Below are 15,926 nucleotides of genomic sequence, written 5' to 3'. Positions count from 1 at the left end.
CGGGACGCGCCCACCTGAAGACCCTCGCGGCGGAGTTCAACCGTTCTTGCGGCACGGGCCCCCGAACGTTCACGAACGGTTGACCGAGGTCACGGACACGACAGTGGGCGTCACCGTGCGGTGACGCCCACTGGAGGACCAGGTGCCGCGCGCGGGGGCGCGGCCGGTCGGATCAGGCGCGGCGGAAGGCCACGGCGATGTTGTGGCCGCCGAAGCCGAAGGACTCGTTGACGGCGGCGACGTCCCCGCTCGGCATCTCCCGGGGCTTGTCGCGGACGATGTCCACGGCCACCTCGGGGTCGAGCTCGGAGATGTTGATGGTCGGCGGGATCTGGCCCTCGTGCAGCGCCAGGATCGTCGCGATCGACTCCACCGCGCCCGCGCCGCCCAGAAGGTGCCCGGTCATGGACTTGGTGGAGGTCACCGCGACCCGGTCGGCGGCGGAGTCGCCCAGCGCCGTGCGGATCGCCCGGGTCTCACCGACGTCCCCGGCCGGAGTCGACGTGGCGTGCGCGTTGACGTGCACGATGTCGCTCGGCTTGAGGTCGGCGTCGGCCAGCGCCTGGGTGATGGCGCGGGCCTGACCGGCGCCCTCGGGGTCGGGCATGACGATGTCGTGGGCGTCGTCGGTGTAGCCGACACCGGCGGCGTGGGCGTATACGTGCGCGCCGCGCTTGGCGGCGTGCTCGGCCGACTCCAGGACGAGAATGCCCGCGCCCTCGCCCATGACGAAGCCGTCGCGGTCCTTGTCCCAGGGACGGGAGGCGGTCTGCGGGTCCTCGTTGCGCGTCGAGAGCGCGCGCATGGAGGCGAAGGAGGCGATGTTCAGGGGGTGGATCGCGGCTTCGGTACCGCCCGCGATCACCACGTCGGCCCGGCCGGCGCGGATCATGTCCACACCGTTGGCGATGGCCTCGGCGCTGGAGGCGCAGGCGCTGACGGGGGCGTGGGCGCCCGCGCGCGCGGTGAACTCCAGGGCCACGGCGGCGGCCGGGCTGTTGGGCATGAGCATGGGCACGGTGAACGGGGAGACCCGCTTCCAGCCCTTCTCACGGAAGGTGTCGTACTGCTCCAGGATGGTGAGGATGCCACCGATCCCGCTGGAGACCACCACACCGAGACGGAGGGGGTCGACGTCGGGGGTGCCCGCGTGGTCCCACGCCTCCTGCGCGGCGATGAGGGCGAACTGCTGGGTCCGGTCGAGGCGGCGCAGCCTGGGGCGCGGCAGCTTCTCGGAGGGTTCCTGCGCGATCCGCCCGGCGAAGTGCACCGGAAGCTTCTCGTGCCAGTCCTCCGGCAGCATGCTGATCCCGGAGCGGCCGTCGAGGAGCGCGGACCATGTGGTCGCGACGTCACCCCCGAGGGGGGTGGTGGCGCCGAGGCCGGTGACGACGACATCGGTCTTGGACATGATCCGATCGCCCTTCTCGTGGGTCGATCCCGGCGCGTGTGCCGGGAGGCGTGGCGAATGAGTGGGTCTGGGGCGTCCTGGTGGGGACTTGCGGGCCGCCGGGCCGGTGTGCGGCCCGGCGGCCGGACACGCTACTTCTGGATGAAGTTGATGACGTCCTGGACCGTCTTCAGGTCCTTGAGCTGGTCGTCGGGGATCTCGACGCCGAACTTGTCCTGCGCGGCGACGGCGATCTCCACCATGGACAGCGAGTCGATGTCCAGGTCGTCCACGAACGTCTTCTCCGGGGTGACCTCGGCGGGGTCGGTGCCGACGATCTCCTCGACGATCTCGCCGAGGCCCTTGAGGATGTCCTGCTCGCTGTGGTCGGCCATGTCTATTTCTCCTTGCTTGACGCTTGACGAATGTGGAGTCGGGTGGCGTTCCCGAACGGGAGCGGGCGAGCCCGCCCGGCCGGGACCGGACCAACGGATCAGGGGATGCGGATCACCTGTGCGGCGTAGACCAGGCCCGCACCGAATCCCAGAGTGAGCACGATGCTCCCCGACGGCAGTTCCCCGCGTTCGACCATGCGCGACAGCGCGAGAGGGATCGAGGCGGAGGAGGTGTTGCCCGCGGTGACGATATCGCGGGCCACGAGCGCCTGCGGCGCCCCCAGCTTGCGCGCGATGGACTCGACGATCCGCAGGTTGGCCTGATGGGGAACGAAGGCGGTGAGCTCGGACGGCTCCACACCAGCGCGCTCCAGGGCCTCCAGGGCCACCTTGTACAGCTCGGTGGTGGTCCACCTGAAGACGGCCTGGCCCTCCTGGTGGAGGTACTTGCCCTCACGCAGGTGGATCGTGTCGGCGCGTTCGCCCGAGGAGCCCCAGACGACCGGTCCGACGCCGTGGTCCTCGGAGGCCGAGACCACGGCGGCCCCGGCGCCGTCGGCGAAGATCACACAGGTGGACCTGTCCTGCCAGTCCACCCAGTCGCTGAGCTTCTCCGAGCCGATCACCAGGACGTTGCGGGAGCTTCCGACCCGGACGGAGTCCGAGGCCAGCCCGAGCGCGTAGACGAAGCCCGCGCAGGCCGCGTTGACGTCGAAGGCACCCGGGGCGGCGATGCCGAGCCGGGCGGCGACGGTCGCCGCCGTGTTGGGGATCTGGTCCTGCACGGTGCAGGTGGCCACGATCACCAGGTCGATGTCCTCGGGGGAGAACCCGCCCGCGGCGAGTGCCTTGCCTCCGGCGGCCACGGCCATGCTCGCGACGGTGTCCTCGGGGCCCGCGATGCGACGCTCCCTGATGCCCACACGGCTCTGGATCCACTCGTCATTGGTGTCGACACGGGCTTCCAGATCGGCGTTGGTCACGACCCGTGACGGCTGGTACTCGCCGAAGGAACGGATCGAGGCGCCGCCGGGCGCGCTCGGGACGTTGAACATGCTCAGCCTTCCTGCTGGCCGCTCGCGGGGGAGATGGTCCCCGCGTGCTCCTTGATGAGGGCGCCGGCGCGTTCGAGGTCGTCGGGGGTCTTCACCGCGAGGATCTCGATGCCGCGCAGCGCACGCTTGGCGAGCCCGGTGAGCGTGCCCGCCGGGGTCAGCTCGATGAACGCGGTCACTCCGAGGTCGGCGAGAGTGTCGGTGCACGCGTCCCACCGGACCGGCGAGGAGATCTGCGAGACCAGACGCTCCAGGTACTCGGCGCCGCTGTCGACCACGGCGCCGTCCGCGTTGGACAGCAGACGGACACTGGGGTCGGCCGGGGTCAGGTCCCGGGCGGCGGCCCGCACCCGCTCCACGGCCGGGGCCATGTGCTCGGTGTGGAACGCGCCCGCCACGGACAGGGGGCGCAGCCGGGCCCGCTCGGGCGGGTTCTCGGCGAACGCCGCCAGCTGGGCGGTGGTACCGGCGGCCACGATCTGCCCGGAGCCGTTGTCGTTGGCCGGGGTCAGACCGGCGGCCTCGATGGCGGCCAGCACGTCCTCGCGCTGACCCCCCAGGACAGCGGTCATCCCGGTCTCGGTGCGGGCGGCGGCGTCGGCCATCCCGCGACCGCGCTCGGCGACCAGGGCCAGCGCGTCCTTGGGGGAGAGCACACCGGCCAGCGCGGCGGCGGTGAACTCGCCGACGCTGTGTCCGGCCGTCGCGTCCACGAGGGAGGGCGAGGCGGGCAGCGGTGCCCCGGGGGCGGACTGCGGGCCGAGCAGCGCGGTGGCGGCGGCCAGACCGGCGCTGACCAGCAGCGGCTGGGCGACGGCGGTGTCACGGATCTCGTCCGCGTCCGCCGTGGTGCCGTAACGCACGAGGTCGAGACCGGTCACCTCGGACCACGACGCGAACGTCTCGGCCATGCCGGGGAGTTCGAGCCACGGGGAGAGGAAACCGGGAACCTGGGCGCCTTGGCCTGGAGCAACGATTACAAGCACGACATCAACCTTGCCCTGTAGGAGATCACCAGTTGGATGGGGAGAGACACGAAGTTCACCGGACACCGTTTGTAGGTAATCCACAAAACGACGCCGGTCATGTGCCCACAAACCCGAAACGGGTGGAGGAGATCACTTTCCGACGTTACGCGGGGCTGTCCGCGGCCCCCTCCGGGACCGGGTCGCCCCGGGGGGTGACAGCCGACACGGAGGCGAACCCGGGACCGGGTGCGGAGAGGATGCGAACCTAGACAAGTGAACACCGAACCCCGACCGACCGAGGACGGCGCGAGCGCGCCGACCGGGAGCGGCGCCCCACAGGACAAGATCCGCGCCGAGACCGTACGACGCCTGGAACGCTCCATGGGAGCGCTGGGCACCGCCGCCGTGAGCCGGATGGAGGAGCGGCTCGGCTGGTTCCGCCGGATGTCGGCACAGGACCGGTCCTGGATCGGCCTCGTGGCCCAGTCCGGGGTCGCCGCCTTCGTGGACTGGTTCCGCGACCCCGACCGCGGTCGGCCCGCCATCACCGTGGAGGTGTTCGGCACCGCCCCGCGCGAACTCACCCGCTCCGTCTCCCTCCAGCAGACCGTCGACATGATCCGCGTGGTCATCGAGGTGGTGGAGAACCAGGTCGACGACCTGGCCGCCGCCGGAGGCGAGCAGCAGCTGCGCGAGGCCATGCTCCGCTACACACGCGAGGTGGCCTTCAGCTCCGCCAAGGTCTACGCCCGCGCGGCCGAGGCCCGCGGTGCCTGGGACGCGCGGCTGGAGGCGCTGATCGTCGACGCGCTCCTGCACGGTGACCAGGTGGAGGGGCTCCAGACCTGGGGTTCGGCGCTGGGCTGGTCGCACACGCCGGTGATCGCGATGGCCGGGGACATCGGCGACGAGGACGGCGGGAAGGTCATGGACGACCTGCGCTCGGCCGCGCGCCGTCTGGGCTACGACGTCCTGGCGGGCATGCAGGGGCGCCGTGTGGTCGTGGTGGTGGGGGTGGGTGAGCGCCACCCGGTCGACGATCTCCCGGTCGAACCCGTGGAGCCCCTGGCGGGGTTGTTCGGGGACGGTCCCGTGGTGGTGGGTCCGGCCGTGGCCGACCTGCACGCGGCGGGCTCCTCGGTGCGGTCTGCGGTGAACGGCCTGCGGGCCGCGGTGGCCTGGCCGGACGCTCCACGGCCCGTGCTCGCCGACGACCTGCTGCCCGAGCGCGCGCTGGAGGGTGACGTTGAGGCCCGCCAGCAGCTGGTGACGGAGGTGTACCTGCCCCTCCAGGGTGCCGGTTCCCCGCTCCTGGACACGTTGTCGGTGTACCTGGAGCACGCCTCGTCGCTGGAGGCCACCGCGCGCATGCTCTTCGTGCACCCGAACACGGTGCGCTACCGGCTGAGCCGGATCTCCGAGCTCACCGGGCACATCCCCTCGGACGGCCGCGGGTCCTTCGTGCTCCGGGTCGCGGTCGCCCTCGGCCGATTGTCCGAAACCCGGGACGGATCACCCTGATGTCCGGTGTCGGCCATGCTCGGGAGAGTGACCTCCGTCACGTCGTAATCTGATCGTTGCCTCCCTTTTCCGTGGGTTTATGGAAGTTTCACCAGCGTCGGGTAGGTGTGTAACTGACTGTGCGCGCCCGGGGACTACGCGAAAAGAGATAGCTTTGATACGGGCAGGTTGCAGGTGGAGCCACAGACGACGAAAACCCACGGGCGTCGCTCCCCGCACCGCTCCGTCACGACGTTCTTGGGGGGTCCAACGCTGTGGTCGAGCGACCGAGGAAGAGGTTCCGGATACTACGCCCGGTGATCGATTTCGTACTCCAACCCACGCAGGAGGGTGAGCTGCGCAGGCGGGTGCTGTTCTGGCTCCCCGCGCCGATCCCGGTCCTGGGACTGGTGTACCTGCTGGTGGGCGGGGCGATGTCCGCCGCCGGATGGACGATACTGCTGGCCGCGAGCGTGGGCGTGGGAACGCTGCTGCTCGCGGTGATCGTGCAGCCCACCCCGCTCCCCGAGGGTCTGGCCCCACCGGTCTCGGCCCGCCGCTCCCTGCACCGGTTCCGGCAGTTCACCCAGCTGCGGGTGGCGCTGGCCCTGGTGCCGGTGGTCATCGGCGCCGCCGCCGCGATCGCTGGCGGCGGCATGTACCCGCTGTTCGCCGCGCTGGCCCTGGCCTGGCCGCAGCTGCTGCTGGCCATGCCCACCTTCTTCACCATCACCAGGGCCCGCCGCGCCATGGAGGCCTGGGGCACCACCGCCTACCTGTGGCACGCCCTCTCACGCCCCGCCAAGGTCACCTGGCCGGTCCTCACCCCGCTGGCCCGGTCCTACCGCGCCTGGCGCACCGACCGCGCGCGTCGTCTGGCCCGCCAGAAGCAGGAGGACCAGCAGCAGGACCAGGCGTGGAAGGAGGCCGTCGACGAGGAGAAGCGCAACCCCACCGAGGCGGCCGCCCCCGTCGGGGAGGAGCCCGGGACCGAGGGGCCCCGGCTCCAGCGCACCCGCAAGCTGCACGCGCTCCCCGAGGAACTGGACGACCAGGACAACGAGCCCACCACGCTGCTCCCCAAGCCCGAGCTGGTCGAGACCGAGGACACCCCCTCGACGGGATCGGGGACGCGCGGCACGGTCAACCGGGCCGCCCGGCAACTCCTGGAGGAGGGTGGCGCGCTCGGCCTGAGCGTGCGCAACCGGCGTCGAGGACACGCCAACCGCCGACCGCCCTCGCACAAGCCCTAGGGCCCTTCGGCCGGACTCCCGGCACGAGCGGTCCGAAGCAGCTCCGGCGGCGCCCAGACGGGCGCCGCCGGAGCTGCTTCGTTTCCAGGGGTTCAGACGCGGGTGCGGCGTCGTACCTCGGGCAGGGCGTCGTCCCCGCCCTGCGGGCAGTGGTACCAGAGGGCCTCGGCCTCGCGGCCGTCGAAGACCACCTCACCGATGGTGTTGCCGAAGTAGGGCCGCTCCGCCAGACCCCAGGACAGCGGGCTGCGGCGCACCCCGGCCAGCCGGGTCATGACCCGCCCGGCCACGTGCAGGGGCCAGCTCGCGGACAGCGTGGCGGCACGGCGCAGGTTCGGGGGGAGCTGGTTGCACAGTGCGGAGGAGACCAGCTGGGCGATCCGGGAGGTCGTCCGCCCCTCGCGCGCACGCGCACGCGCCAGGTAGGAGAAGTGGACGTCCCCGCCGAGCAGGAGGATCGTGGCGGGCGCCGGACCCCGAGCGCCACGGGCGACGTCGAGCAAGGCCTCCGCGAGGCGGTGGAAGGAGTACTGGAAAGCGCCCCAGTGCTCCAGGTCCAGTGCCTGGCGCAGGCGTTCCGCGGGGCCCCGCGCGGCCGAACCCCAGGCCCCCGCGCACACAGCCTCGTTCCAGGCCTCCAGGTGGTGCACGGAGGGCGGCAGCAGGACCGGGACGGTGGAGGCCACCACGAGGTGGTCGGGGCCGCCGGTGAGGTGCCGGTCCAGCCAATCGTGCCCCTCGGCGCCCAGGATGGACCGTGAGCCGCCGGAGGGGTCGTCCTCCTCCAGCGACCGGCCGCAGCGGGTGTCGGCGACCAGGACCCGCACGTCGCCCACGTCGTGGTGGTGGCTCCACCGGTACGAGGAGGGCTCGTCGTGGGCCCGCCAGGCGAAGGAGTCCACGGTGTCCCCGGCGTCGGTTCCGCGATCGCGGTGGTCCCGCACGGACGCCCACAGCGGGTCCTTGGCACGCGCGTCGGGGGAGAGGTTGCCCACGTGCTGGTACACCCAGTAGGCGCCGATGCCGCTGGTCACCCGGGTGCGCCACCACGGCTGCCGGTCCATCGCGCCGCGCCAGGCGGCCGAGGTGTTCCAGTCGTCGCGGATGTCGTGGTCGTCGAAGACCATCAGCGTGGGCACGGTCGAGAGCAGCCACCGCACCTGGGGGTCGGACCAGGCCTGGCGGTAGAGCTCCGCGTACTCTTCGAAGCGGACGACCTCGTCCTCGGGAGCGCCGTCCGGGTCGACCTCGCCGCGCCGCTCCCGCAGGAAGGCCCGCATGGGCTCCTGCACCTCGTCCGCGTAGACCTGGTCGCCGATCAGCAGCAGGACCTGGTTGTCCCCGGTCGCGCCCTCGCGGGCCAGACGGCGGGCGGTGGCGCGGAGCATGTCGGGCCCGTAGCGGACCAGGCCCTCCGGAGTGTCACCGGTGGGGGTGTGGCAGGAGCCGTACAGCAGTCTCGTCGGCGCACCGGGGGACAGGGTGCGCAGGACGCTGGGCGGCAGCGGGCTGTCGGGCTCGGGCCACACCCGGTCCTCACCCAGGAAGACCTCGTAGGGAAGGACGGCACCCGGCTCCAGGCCCTCGATTTCGCACACGGCGTAGTGGTGGCCGTGGACCGTGAAGGTGCGGCTGGCCGAGACCGGCCCGCCGTCCACGCGAACCCGGACGTCACAGGGGGCGTCCGTCTCCACCCACACCGTCGCCGTGGTGGGACCCACGTGGCGAAGCACGGGTCCCAAAAGTAACGAGACAGTCACCCTTATCCCTTCTTTCGTCCAGTTTCACACACGTCGGAGAGGAGTATGGCCCCTTCAGGGGGCTTCGGCCACCCGCGGATTCACAGGTGATGGTTGCACCGGGAGCCAGGCTGCGCGAAGGTGTCGCTATGCGGACACTGATCCTTGAGCTGCACACAGGCGGATCGGAGAGCGTTACCGACATCACCGCGCAGTGCGGTGACTTCGTCGCCGAGAGCGGCGGCGACGGCCTGCTCAACGTCTTCGTCCCGCACGCGACCGCGGGTGTGGCCATCATCGAGCTGGGCGCGGGGTCCGACGACGACCTCCTTGCCTCCCTCGACGACCTGCTGCCGGCCGACGACCGGTGGCGCCACCGACACGGGTCCCGGGGGCACGGACGCTCGCACGTCATGCCGGCGTTCGTCGCACCGCAGACCACGGTGCCAGTACTATCCGGCAGACTCGAACTGGGAACGTGGCAGTCCATCGCGATCGTGGACCTGAACGTGGACAACCCGGATCGGCAGGTCCGGTTGTCCTTCCTGGAGTCCGGATGAGCTGATTCGACTCGGGCCGGGTTCGGCCGTGCGTTGACGGGATATGCCACTAGCGTGTGAACTAGGCCATCAGCGATGGTTACGGACCCACGTGACGGGTGACAAAAAAGCCCGGCATCGTTGTGACAACTGCTTCGTGCAGGCAAGATTGAGAAAAACCATCTGTGGAGGAGAACTTTCGTGAGCGCGACCGCGGGCCAGGCACAAAGCGAACGCGGCTTGGCTGACCGACTCGGATTCAAGCCGGGTCAGGTGGTGCAGGAATTCGGGTTCGACGATGACGTCGACGAGGGACTGCGCGCTTCCATCGCCGAGCTTACGGGCGAGGCACTGGTCGACGAGGACTTCGACGGCGACGTCGACGCGGCACTGCTGTGGTGGCGGTCCGACGAGGAAGGCGACCTCACCGACGCTCTGATGGACACGGTGACGACCATCGCCGACGGAGGGACCATCCTGGTCCTGACCCCGAAGGCCGGTCGTGAGCTGCACGTGTCCCCCAACGACGTGGCCGAGGCCGCTACCACCTCGGGCCTGTCCCAGACCAGCGCGGTCAGCATCGGCGCCGACTGGTCGGGCACCCGCCTGGTCGTTCCCAAGCGGTGACGGACACCACCCGTACAGGGTGAGACGTCCGGCGTCGCGCGCCCCGGCGAACAAGGGCGCGCGGCGCTGAGGGGCGCCCGCCGACCGGCGGGCGCCGGTACCGGCCCGTGCGGCCGCCCGACACGAACGCGAGCATGACCGACACCGTCACCGTGGGTGCCCGCGCGCCCGAGTTCAGCCTCCGGGACCAGTACGGCCAGGACACCGTCCTGAGCTCCCTGCGGGGCGGTCCCGTGCTCGTCGTGTTCTACCCGTTGGCCTTCTCCGGGGTGTGCGCCGGGGAGCTCGCGGACCTGCGTGAACACCACGACGCGCTCCGAGAGCTGGGCGTGACGGTGCTGGCGGTGTCCGTCGACTCGACCTTCGCGCTGCGCACCTGGTCGGACCGGGAGGGCTTCCCGTTCGCGCTGCTCTCGGACTTCTGGCCGCACGGCGCGACCGCTCGCGCCTACGGGGTCTTCGACGACCAGCGGGGCGTCGCACGGCGCGGCACGTTCCTCGTCGACGCCGAAGGCACCGTCCGCTGGACCGTGCTGACCCCCGTCGACCGTCCCCGGGACGTCGCCGAGTACGTGGCCCGGGCCCGCCTCCTGGCCGGATAAATCCGGCGCGAGAACCACCGCGAAGCGGTATGATCTCTCGCGACGCACACAAGGGCGCGTAGCTCAGTTGGTTAGAGCAATTGCCTTACAAGCAATAGGCCAGGGGTTCGAGTCCCTTCGCGCCCACTTGACTCCGGAAGCGACCCCGCGCGTGACCACGCTCGCGGGGTCGCGGCATCGTTTCTTCTGAGGGCGACCCCAGACCCCCGGTGTGCGCTTGCTGGTCCTTGGGTGCTATTGAGTGCTCGGCACTCGCTGACGTTCGCCCCTTGCCTGGGGACTGCGTCCTTCCGACAGGACATCCGTCGTTTCTGCGGGGGCGTGATTGTCAGATTCCCAACACAGGGACGTGTCTCCAAACTACGATGTTGGACATGGTTAGTGGGTCTGGCGGGGTGGCAGCGGCCTTCGGGTTCCGTTATCAGTACCTCATTACGGTCGAGGAGCTTCTGGATCTCTTTGAGCATGCGCCTACATTGGATTGGCGTGTCGGTGTAGACCTGCACGGCCAGGATTCGGCCGACATCCTTGTCTATCCCCGTTCCGTCGGGCCACCGTCGCGGGCTGTGCAGGTCAAGGCGTCGATGACATCCTCTGTGACGAAGATGGATCTGCCGACGGCGAAACGGTGCCTCGACGCGCTGGCCTCCGAACATGCGGGGGCGGCCAATCTGGTGCTGCTGACTAATCGGACGCTTGGTGCGCCCGCAGCGGAGTACGCGGCGCAGCTGCGAAAACAGCGGACGAAGAGATCCCTCCGCAGGTTCATCGATGTGCGGCAAGAGGACGTGCGCAACATCGTGTCGCGATTGCTCGACCGCATCGCGAGGGTTCGAGCGCGTGGAAAGGGTGGGCTGGGTCAGCGTTTGCATTATATTTTGCTCGCCCAGCTCATCGATCTCGTATTAGCACGTGGCTCGCAGACCACAGAGCAGATCATCGATTACCGCCAGGTCGCGGACATCCTAGATGAGTCAGCGGCGGTGCTTGCCGATGCGAGCGGGCAGCGTTCCTGGGGGCGAGCGTACGGGATGCCCCTGGGAACGTACGTCCCGAGGCCGGCAGTTGTCGACTTCCTCGCGGAGCACCTAACCGAGGATGCTCTTCATGGAGGCAGCCCGGCCGTGGCCGTACTGTCGGGGTTGTCGGGATCGGGCAAGTCGGCTGCAGTCGCATCTTGGGCGTCTGCCCGCCGGGAGCACTATGCCGTCACTGTCTGGGTCGACGCAACGTCTGACCAGGCTCTCGCTGAGCAGACCCCGGAGCTCTTGGAATGGCTCGGGGCGGGCGAGACACTCAGCGACGACCCCGCGCAGATCTTCTGCGATGTGCTGGCGGAGCTGCCCGTTCCCTGGCTGCTCATCCTCGATGGCGCGCTTGATAGTGCAGAGTTGAGCGCTTGGATACCAGCATCCGGCTATGGCCATGTCGTCATCACCACCAGTCGCGGTGACTGGCCGATCGACATCGCACCGCAGAGGGCGGTCAAGGGCATGGAGGATGCGGATGCGATCGCGCTGATTCGGCAGCGGCTGCCCGCGCCGCAGGAGGCGGTAGGCGACGACGAGACGGCTCTGCGATTCGCCACCAGGCTCGGGCGGTGGCCACTGGCTATCGACCTAGCCTGCGCCTGGGTTCGTGGTCTCGGCGGTGACCATACACGTTTGCAGGAGTTCGTGGCGCGGCTCGACCGGTTGGACCTCCTGAAAGACGAGACGCAATTGGGCAGCTACCCGAGAAACGTCTCAGGTGTAATCCGTGCACTATGGGAAGGACTCTCACCGCCGAGTCGTGCGGTGCTCGGCATCGTCATTATCAGTGGCGGCGCCCATGTCCCGCTCATCGTGATCGACCGCTGGGCTGCTTCCTTGCGGACAGAGGGTGGTCTGGATATCGACTCACGGGCGGTGCTGGACGAGCTAGCCGGGGCAGCGCTGCTGCAAAGGCGCCTGCGGAGCGATGTGGGCAACATAAGCGGTATTGATGAGGCCCTCTACGTGCACGAGGGAATTCAGGCGATACTCTCAAAGGCCATCGCAACTGAGATCGGACTTTTCTACCCATGGATGGAGACTTATGCCGGCATCGTGAACGAATTTTTGGACGGTGCCAGACTCGTCGAGGCGTCCGCCCTTCTTCCCGCCGCTGAAAAGCTCTTGATCTTCTTGATGACGGCACGTGTAGCAGAGGACGATGGCGATCAAGCACTGCAGATGATGAGAGTCATAGCGGCCACGATGATGCACAACCTGGGCACGCTCGCTACCCTAACAGGGCTATTGGACGCGGCATCAATGTGGCTTCGTCTCGCGGTCAACACACGCGAGGAGCTGGTCTCAGATCAGCAGCGCACGCCTGTTCTCGTAGCCACTCAGATCCAAACACTCGCAGCCCTGGCGCAAGTCGTCTTTCGGCAGAGTCACTTTGACGAGATCCAACCGATCGTTGAAGAGTCACTGCGACATTTGAACGGCAGGTCGGTCGATGAGCTTGAACATACAGGCTTTCCGGTTTTGCCCTCACTGCGTGTCCTGAGCGAGGTGACACAGTTCATGCCGGAAGATTCTGCGCATTTACGTGAGCAGATTGACACGGCTCTGAAAGGGCATGAGCTGATCGGGTCTGAGGAGTCAACTCTGCAGCGGCGGCTTCTTTATTTTAATTCAGTCAACGAACGGGGGCGCGTATACGCGATTACTGAACAGTGGACACGTGCTGTGGACAGCGTTCTCACCGGGGCGAACCAGGCTGTGAGTTCGGGCATGCTCGTACATGACGCTGTCACAGCGGTCCTCGATACTGGTTTGGCGCTGATGCACTCGAGGCTGGAGCGCCCGCATTCGGCGCCGGCTGCCAGTTGGACAGCTGCGATCAACCGCCTTGCGGAATGGGGAGAGGGGAACATCGACTCCTTCGACCCGATCCAGTGCCAGCAGCTGTCGATACTTGTTCCGTGCGCCGACCAAGATGTGCCGAAGCTGCGTGCGATGCTCGACGAGATCTGCCGTGTGGGGGCCGGGTCGCAGCAGGTGCAGGATTGGGTCGATTTTGGTGAGGTCGCGCTCAAAACGTTCACAGCGCAGCAGCGGTTTGAGGGACTTCTGGGTGGCGCGGGCGTGCCTGATGGGGTGCGCTTGATTCGGACCATCGACGGCGGTAGCGAGGTCCGGTGGTGGCCGGTGATGATGCACGACCAACCTTTGCTCGCTTTTGTCACTGTTAGTGCGTCGATGTACGTCGGCGAGAAAGTGATCGATCCATTGCGCGATGTCCTGATCGCTGCCGGATTCCCTGATGAATTGGACGAGAGCGGTCATCCACGGTTGGCAGTGGGATGGAGTTTTCTCGTCGAACAGGACACCATTATTTTGCAGGGTCCACAGGGGAAGTCTTACTTGGAAGCAACCGTTGGCCCGGGTGATCCGCACATCAAAGAGTGGTGGGGGGCTGTTAATCAGACTAGGATGCTGCGCGTTATTTATCGGGATGCGGCTGACCTTACGGTTCGCGATATTATCGCTACTAAAGAACAGGCGCTGGTAAGGGTATTGAGGTCGAAACGTGGAAGGTGGTGGAAGCGCCGGAAGCGCGCTTGAGGCCGTGATTAGATCAATGCTGAGCGTCCTGGTTGGGGCCGTCGTGGGATGCGCTTTTTCACCTATACCCTGCACGGCTTGAAGCGCAGGAGTACTAGTGAGTAAATCAGGGGTGTCTTTCGTGTTGTCGTGGTCCTGTTTAGAGTGGCCCGTTGAGTAGTGGGAGTTAACACCATACTCCAGCAGTCGACTTCATACTGTCCGGCTGTCCCCCCCGAAGTGTTTCTCGATCCGGGTCATCGACCGGCCTTGCTCATAGAGCCGTACGGCTTCGCCGATCTCTCCGTCCGTCAGGTCACACTTGTGTATCTGGACGCCGTGGCTTTTGAGATGTTGCTCTCCCTCTTACGGGTGATGTCGAAGCGTTCTTCCAACTTGTGGACGTTCGTGCCTACCTGGAAGGCGGCGATCAGCTCATCTATTGCGTGGGGCTTGAGGCGCTTTGCGGTGCATGGCTTATTCGCGGGTTTCTTGCGCTCGGTGAGTGGCGCTGTTGGCACGGGTAGCTCGCGAATGAGTGCTTTGCGCTTGGCAGCGAGCTGGGTCGGGTTGTAGTTAGTTTGTCCAGGGTCCACTCCACTCCGGAACGACCCTACTCGGGGGATGTCCTCCGACTCGCCGGGTCGTTCCGTCGTTTCCTCTGGGGACGACCCCCGGACCCCGGATGTGGGGCTATGCCGTCCCGCCCCTGGAGGGGGCGGATGCACGAAGGGTTCATCCCGGAGCACGGTCTGCGGATGGTCGGCAGGCACCACGAGATCTACCTGAGCGACACCCGCAGGACCGCTCCCGAGAAGCTGCGCACCATCCTGAGGCAGCCGGTCGCCGACCGCTGAGCGGCCGCTCCGGAGCCCTCAGCCGGGGATCACCACGACCGGGCACCTGGCCCGCACGGTCAGCCTCTGGCCGACCGATCCATGGAGGAACCCGGCGGTCAGGCCCAGGCTCCGGGTCCCGATGACAAGCAGGTCGGCGTCGGAGGAGCGCTCCACCAGGAGATCGACGGGGTCCCCCTGCTGGCTCTCCTCGCGGACCCGCACGTCCCGGTCCGACTTCTTCGCGTCCTCGATCACCGTCGCCGCGGCCTCCGACGAGCTGTCGTCCCGGGAATCTCCGAGGGCACGGAAGACCAGGAGTTCCGCACCGCGCACCCGGGCCTCCTCCAGGGCGAAGGACACCACCGCACGTGTGGAGGCACCTCCGTCGATGCCCGCGACGACGCGTCCGCGTTCCTGCGAAGCGACCCCGGATACGACGGCCACGGGGCCGGTGGATCGCCCGATCAGCCTTCGACTCACGGACCCGGCGATGGTTCCGGACAGGAACCCCAGCCGGCGCGTGCCGACCACCAGCGGGCCGCCCTCAGCGGAGGCGATCAGAGCGTCGACGGGGTCACCCGAGACGACCAGCATCTCGATGCGGTCCGCCGGCACGCTCCCCACGGCTCGGGAGAAGGCCGCCTCGGCCTTGCGCTGGAGCCGCTGGTTGCTCTGGAACTCCTCCCGGGAGATCTGCCTCCTGGAGTCCGCGATCGGGCTCCTGTTGGCCGGGCCGGACCCCACGGTCACGACCCTGAGCGAGGCCTCCCAGAGGCGCGCGTAGGCGCTCGCCCACTCGACGGCGTCGAGACTGGCCCGGGAGCCGTCACCACCCACGGTCACGGTCGGTCGAACGTCCACGGTTCTCCTCATCAGAACTCGGTCGCCACGAGGTGGGCGCCGTCCCGCCGACACGGTCGGTTCCCTGTCAGCAGGCGCTTTCCTGCTTTTCGGCGGTGACGCCGCCGAGGTCGTCGGTGATGGACAGGTCGGACTCGGAGGAGGAACCCCCGAAGCCCTCCCAGTCGGACCCGGCGACCAGTTCGAGGGTCTGTTCCAGGCCCCCGACCTCCTCGGTCCGGGCGTTGGTGATCGAACCCGCCAGCAGCTCGGCGGCCTCCTCGTCGCCGGGGCCGTGGAAGACCGTGGTCGCCTCGGGGGCGCGCTCTTCGGGGTTACCGGTGCCGGTGACCACGAAGCCTTCGTCGACCAGCACCGACTGGATCTCCAGGGCCAGCCCCTCGATCCCGGTGTTGTTCACCACCTCGACGGCGACGTCCCCGGGCTCCACCGAGACCTCCTCGGACGTGTCGTCGCTGTCGCCGTCGTCACCGTCGGCCAGATCAGCGCCGTTGTTGATCGCCTCGAACAGGGCCGGGGCCGCGTCGCTCATGATGATGCGGTTCTCGTCGGCCGGATGGGCGCCGTTGGGGACGGTGACGAA

14 protein-coding genes and 1 tRNA gene are annotated in these 15,926 nt (G+C 68.2%); 8 read left to right on the top strand and 7 right to left on the bottom strand.

Annotated elements, in window-relative coordinates:
* Window positions 1-172: 172 nt before the first annotated feature.
* The 4 genes from fabF to BDW27_RS22600 all read right to left on the bottom strand — a co-directional run bounded on the left by fabF (window position 173) and on the right by BDW27_RS22600 (window position 3,751).
* Window positions 173-1,411: a beta-ketoacyl-ACP synthase II gene (gene fabF / locus BDW27_RS22615; protein ID WP_110051577.1), complete on the bottom strand. Its 1,239-nt coding sequence runs from the start codon at window positions 1,409-1,411 to the stop codon at window positions 173-175.
* Window positions 1,412-1,542: 131 nt separating this feature from the next.
* On the bottom strand, window positions 1,543-1,785 hold the full coding sequence (locus BDW27_RS22610) for an acyl carrier protein (protein WP_017545094.1): 243 nt from the start codon (window positions 1,783-1,785) through the stop codon (window positions 1,543-1,545).
* Window positions 1,786-1,883: 98 nt separating this feature from the next.
* Window positions 1,884-2,840: a beta-ketoacyl-ACP synthase III gene (locus tag BDW27_RS22605; RefSeq protein WP_017545093.1), complete on the bottom strand. Its 957-nt coding sequence runs from the start codon at window positions 2,838-2,840 to the stop codon at window positions 1,884-1,886.
* A gap of 2 nt (window positions 2,841-2,842) precedes the next feature.
* Window positions 2,843-3,751 (bottom strand): ACP S-malonyltransferase, encoded by a 909-nt coding sequence (locus BDW27_RS22600; RefSeq protein ID WP_017545092.1) that lies wholly within the window; start codon window positions 3,749-3,751, stop codon window positions 2,843-2,845.
* A 330-nt stretch (window positions 3,752-4,081) separates the two neighbouring features.
* Here BDW27_RS22600 and BDW27_RS22595 point away from each other — a divergent pair, with 330 nt between their 5' ends.
* The gene (locus BDW27_RS22595; RefSeq protein ID WP_017545091.1) at window positions 4,082-5,329 is read left to right on the top strand and encodes a CdaR family transcriptional regulator; all 1,248 of its coding nucleotides are present in this window, start codon (window positions 4,082-4,084) and stop codon (window positions 5,327-5,329) included.
* 296 nt (window positions 5,330-5,625) lie between these two features.
* A complete protein-coding gene (locus BDW27_RS22590) occupies window positions 5,626-6,561 on the top strand; it encodes a hypothetical protein (protein WP_017545090.1) in 936 nt (311 codons plus the stop codon).
* A 92-nt stretch (window positions 6,562-6,653) separates the two neighbouring features.
* On the opposite strand, the gene BDW27_RS22585 is transcribed toward BDW27_RS22590, so the two are convergent.
* Entirely contained in the window at window positions 6,654-8,321 is a 1,668-nt protein-coding gene (locus BDW27_RS22585; protein ID WP_110051575.1) for an alkaline phosphatase D family protein, read from the bottom strand.
* 128 nt (window positions 8,322-8,449) lie between these two features.
* Here BDW27_RS22585 and BDW27_RS22580 point away from each other — a divergent pair, with 128 nt between their 5' ends.
* From BDW27_RS22580 to BDW27_RS27295, 6 genes are all read left to right on the top strand, one after another.
* Complete coding sequence (locus BDW27_RS22580; protein WP_017545088.1) at window positions 8,450-8,860, top strand: secondary thiamine-phosphate synthase enzyme YjbQ; 411 nt, start codon at window positions 8,450-8,452, stop codon at window positions 8,858-8,860.
* Window positions 8,861-9,040: 180 nt separating this feature from the next.
* A complete protein-coding gene (locus BDW27_RS22575; RefSeq protein WP_026129353.1) occupies window positions 9,041-9,466 on the top strand; it encodes a DUF3052 domain-containing protein in 426 nt (141 codons plus the stop codon).
* Window positions 9,467-9,600: 134 nt separating this feature from the next.
* Entirely contained in the window at window positions 9,601-10,068 is a 468-nt protein-coding gene (locus BDW27_RS22570) for a peroxiredoxin (protein WP_110051574.1), read from the top strand.
* A gap of 52 nt (window positions 10,069-10,120) precedes the next feature.
* Window positions 10,121-10,194 (top strand) — tRNA-Val (locus BDW27_RS22565).
* Between the two features lie 269 nt (window positions 10,195-10,463).
* Window positions 10,464-13,664: a hypothetical protein gene (locus tag BDW27_RS22560; RefSeq protein WP_146223291.1), complete on the top strand. Its 3,201-nt coding sequence runs from the start codon at window positions 10,464-10,466 to the stop codon at window positions 13,662-13,664.
* 701 nt (window positions 13,665-14,365) lie between these two features.
* Entirely contained in the window at window positions 14,366-14,500 is a 135-nt protein-coding gene (locus BDW27_RS27295) for a hypothetical protein (RefSeq protein WP_370446545.1), read from the top strand.
* An 18-nt stretch (window positions 14,501-14,518) separates the two neighbouring features.
* Here the strand turns inward: BDW27_RS27295 and BDW27_RS22550 are convergent, their stop codons facing one another.
* Both BDW27_RS22550 and BDW27_RS22545 read right to left on the bottom strand, forming a co-directional pair.
* Entirely contained in the window at window positions 14,519-15,343 is an 825-nt protein-coding gene (locus tag BDW27_RS22550) for a universal stress protein (protein WP_158543597.1), read from the bottom strand.
* A gap of 67 nt (window positions 15,344-15,410) precedes the next feature.
* Window positions 15,411-15,926, bottom strand: a 516-nt coding sequence (locus tag BDW27_RS22545) for a LytR C-terminal domain-containing protein (protein WP_146223290.1), incomplete at its 5' end; no start/stop codon positions are given.

The sequence above is a fragment of the Nocardiopsis sp. L17-MgMaSL7 genome, from assembly GCF_003182025.1.
GTDB lineage: Bacteria > Actinomycetota > Actinomycetes > Streptosporangiales > Streptosporangiaceae > Nocardiopsis > Nocardiopsis prasina.
This window is presented reverse-complemented; position numbering and strand designations above follow the sequence as displayed.

Excerpts from the sequence above, each read along its gene's own strand:
- fabF (WP_110051577.1), bottom strand. The coding sequence starts at position 1,411 with ATGTCCAAGACCGATGTCGTCGTCACCGGCCTCGGCGCCACCACCCCC.
- BDW27_RS22610 (WP_017545094.1), bottom strand. The coding sequence starts at position 1,785 with ATGGCCGACCACAGCGAGCAGGACATCCTCAAGGGCCTCGGCGAGATC.
- BDW27_RS22605 (WP_017545093.1), bottom strand. The coding sequence starts at position 2,840 with ATGTTCAACGTCCCGAGCGCGCCCGGCGGCGCCTCGATCCGTTCCTTC.
- BDW27_RS22600 (WP_017545092.1), bottom strand. The coding sequence starts at position 3,751 with ATGGCCGAGACGTTCGCGTCGTGGTCCGAGGTGACCGGTCTCGACCTC.
- BDW27_RS22580 (WP_017545088.1), top strand. The coding sequence starts at position 8,450 with ATGCGGACACTGATCCTTGAGCTGCACACAGGCGGATCGGAGAGCGTT.
- BDW27_RS22570 (WP_110051574.1), top strand. The coding sequence starts at position 9,601 with ATGACCGACACCGTCACCGTGGGTGCCCGCGCGCCCGAGTTCAGCCTC.
- BDW27_RS27295 (WP_370446545.1), top strand. The coding sequence starts at position 14,366 with ATGCACGAAGGGTTCATCCCGGAGCACGGTCTGCGGATGGTCGGCAGG.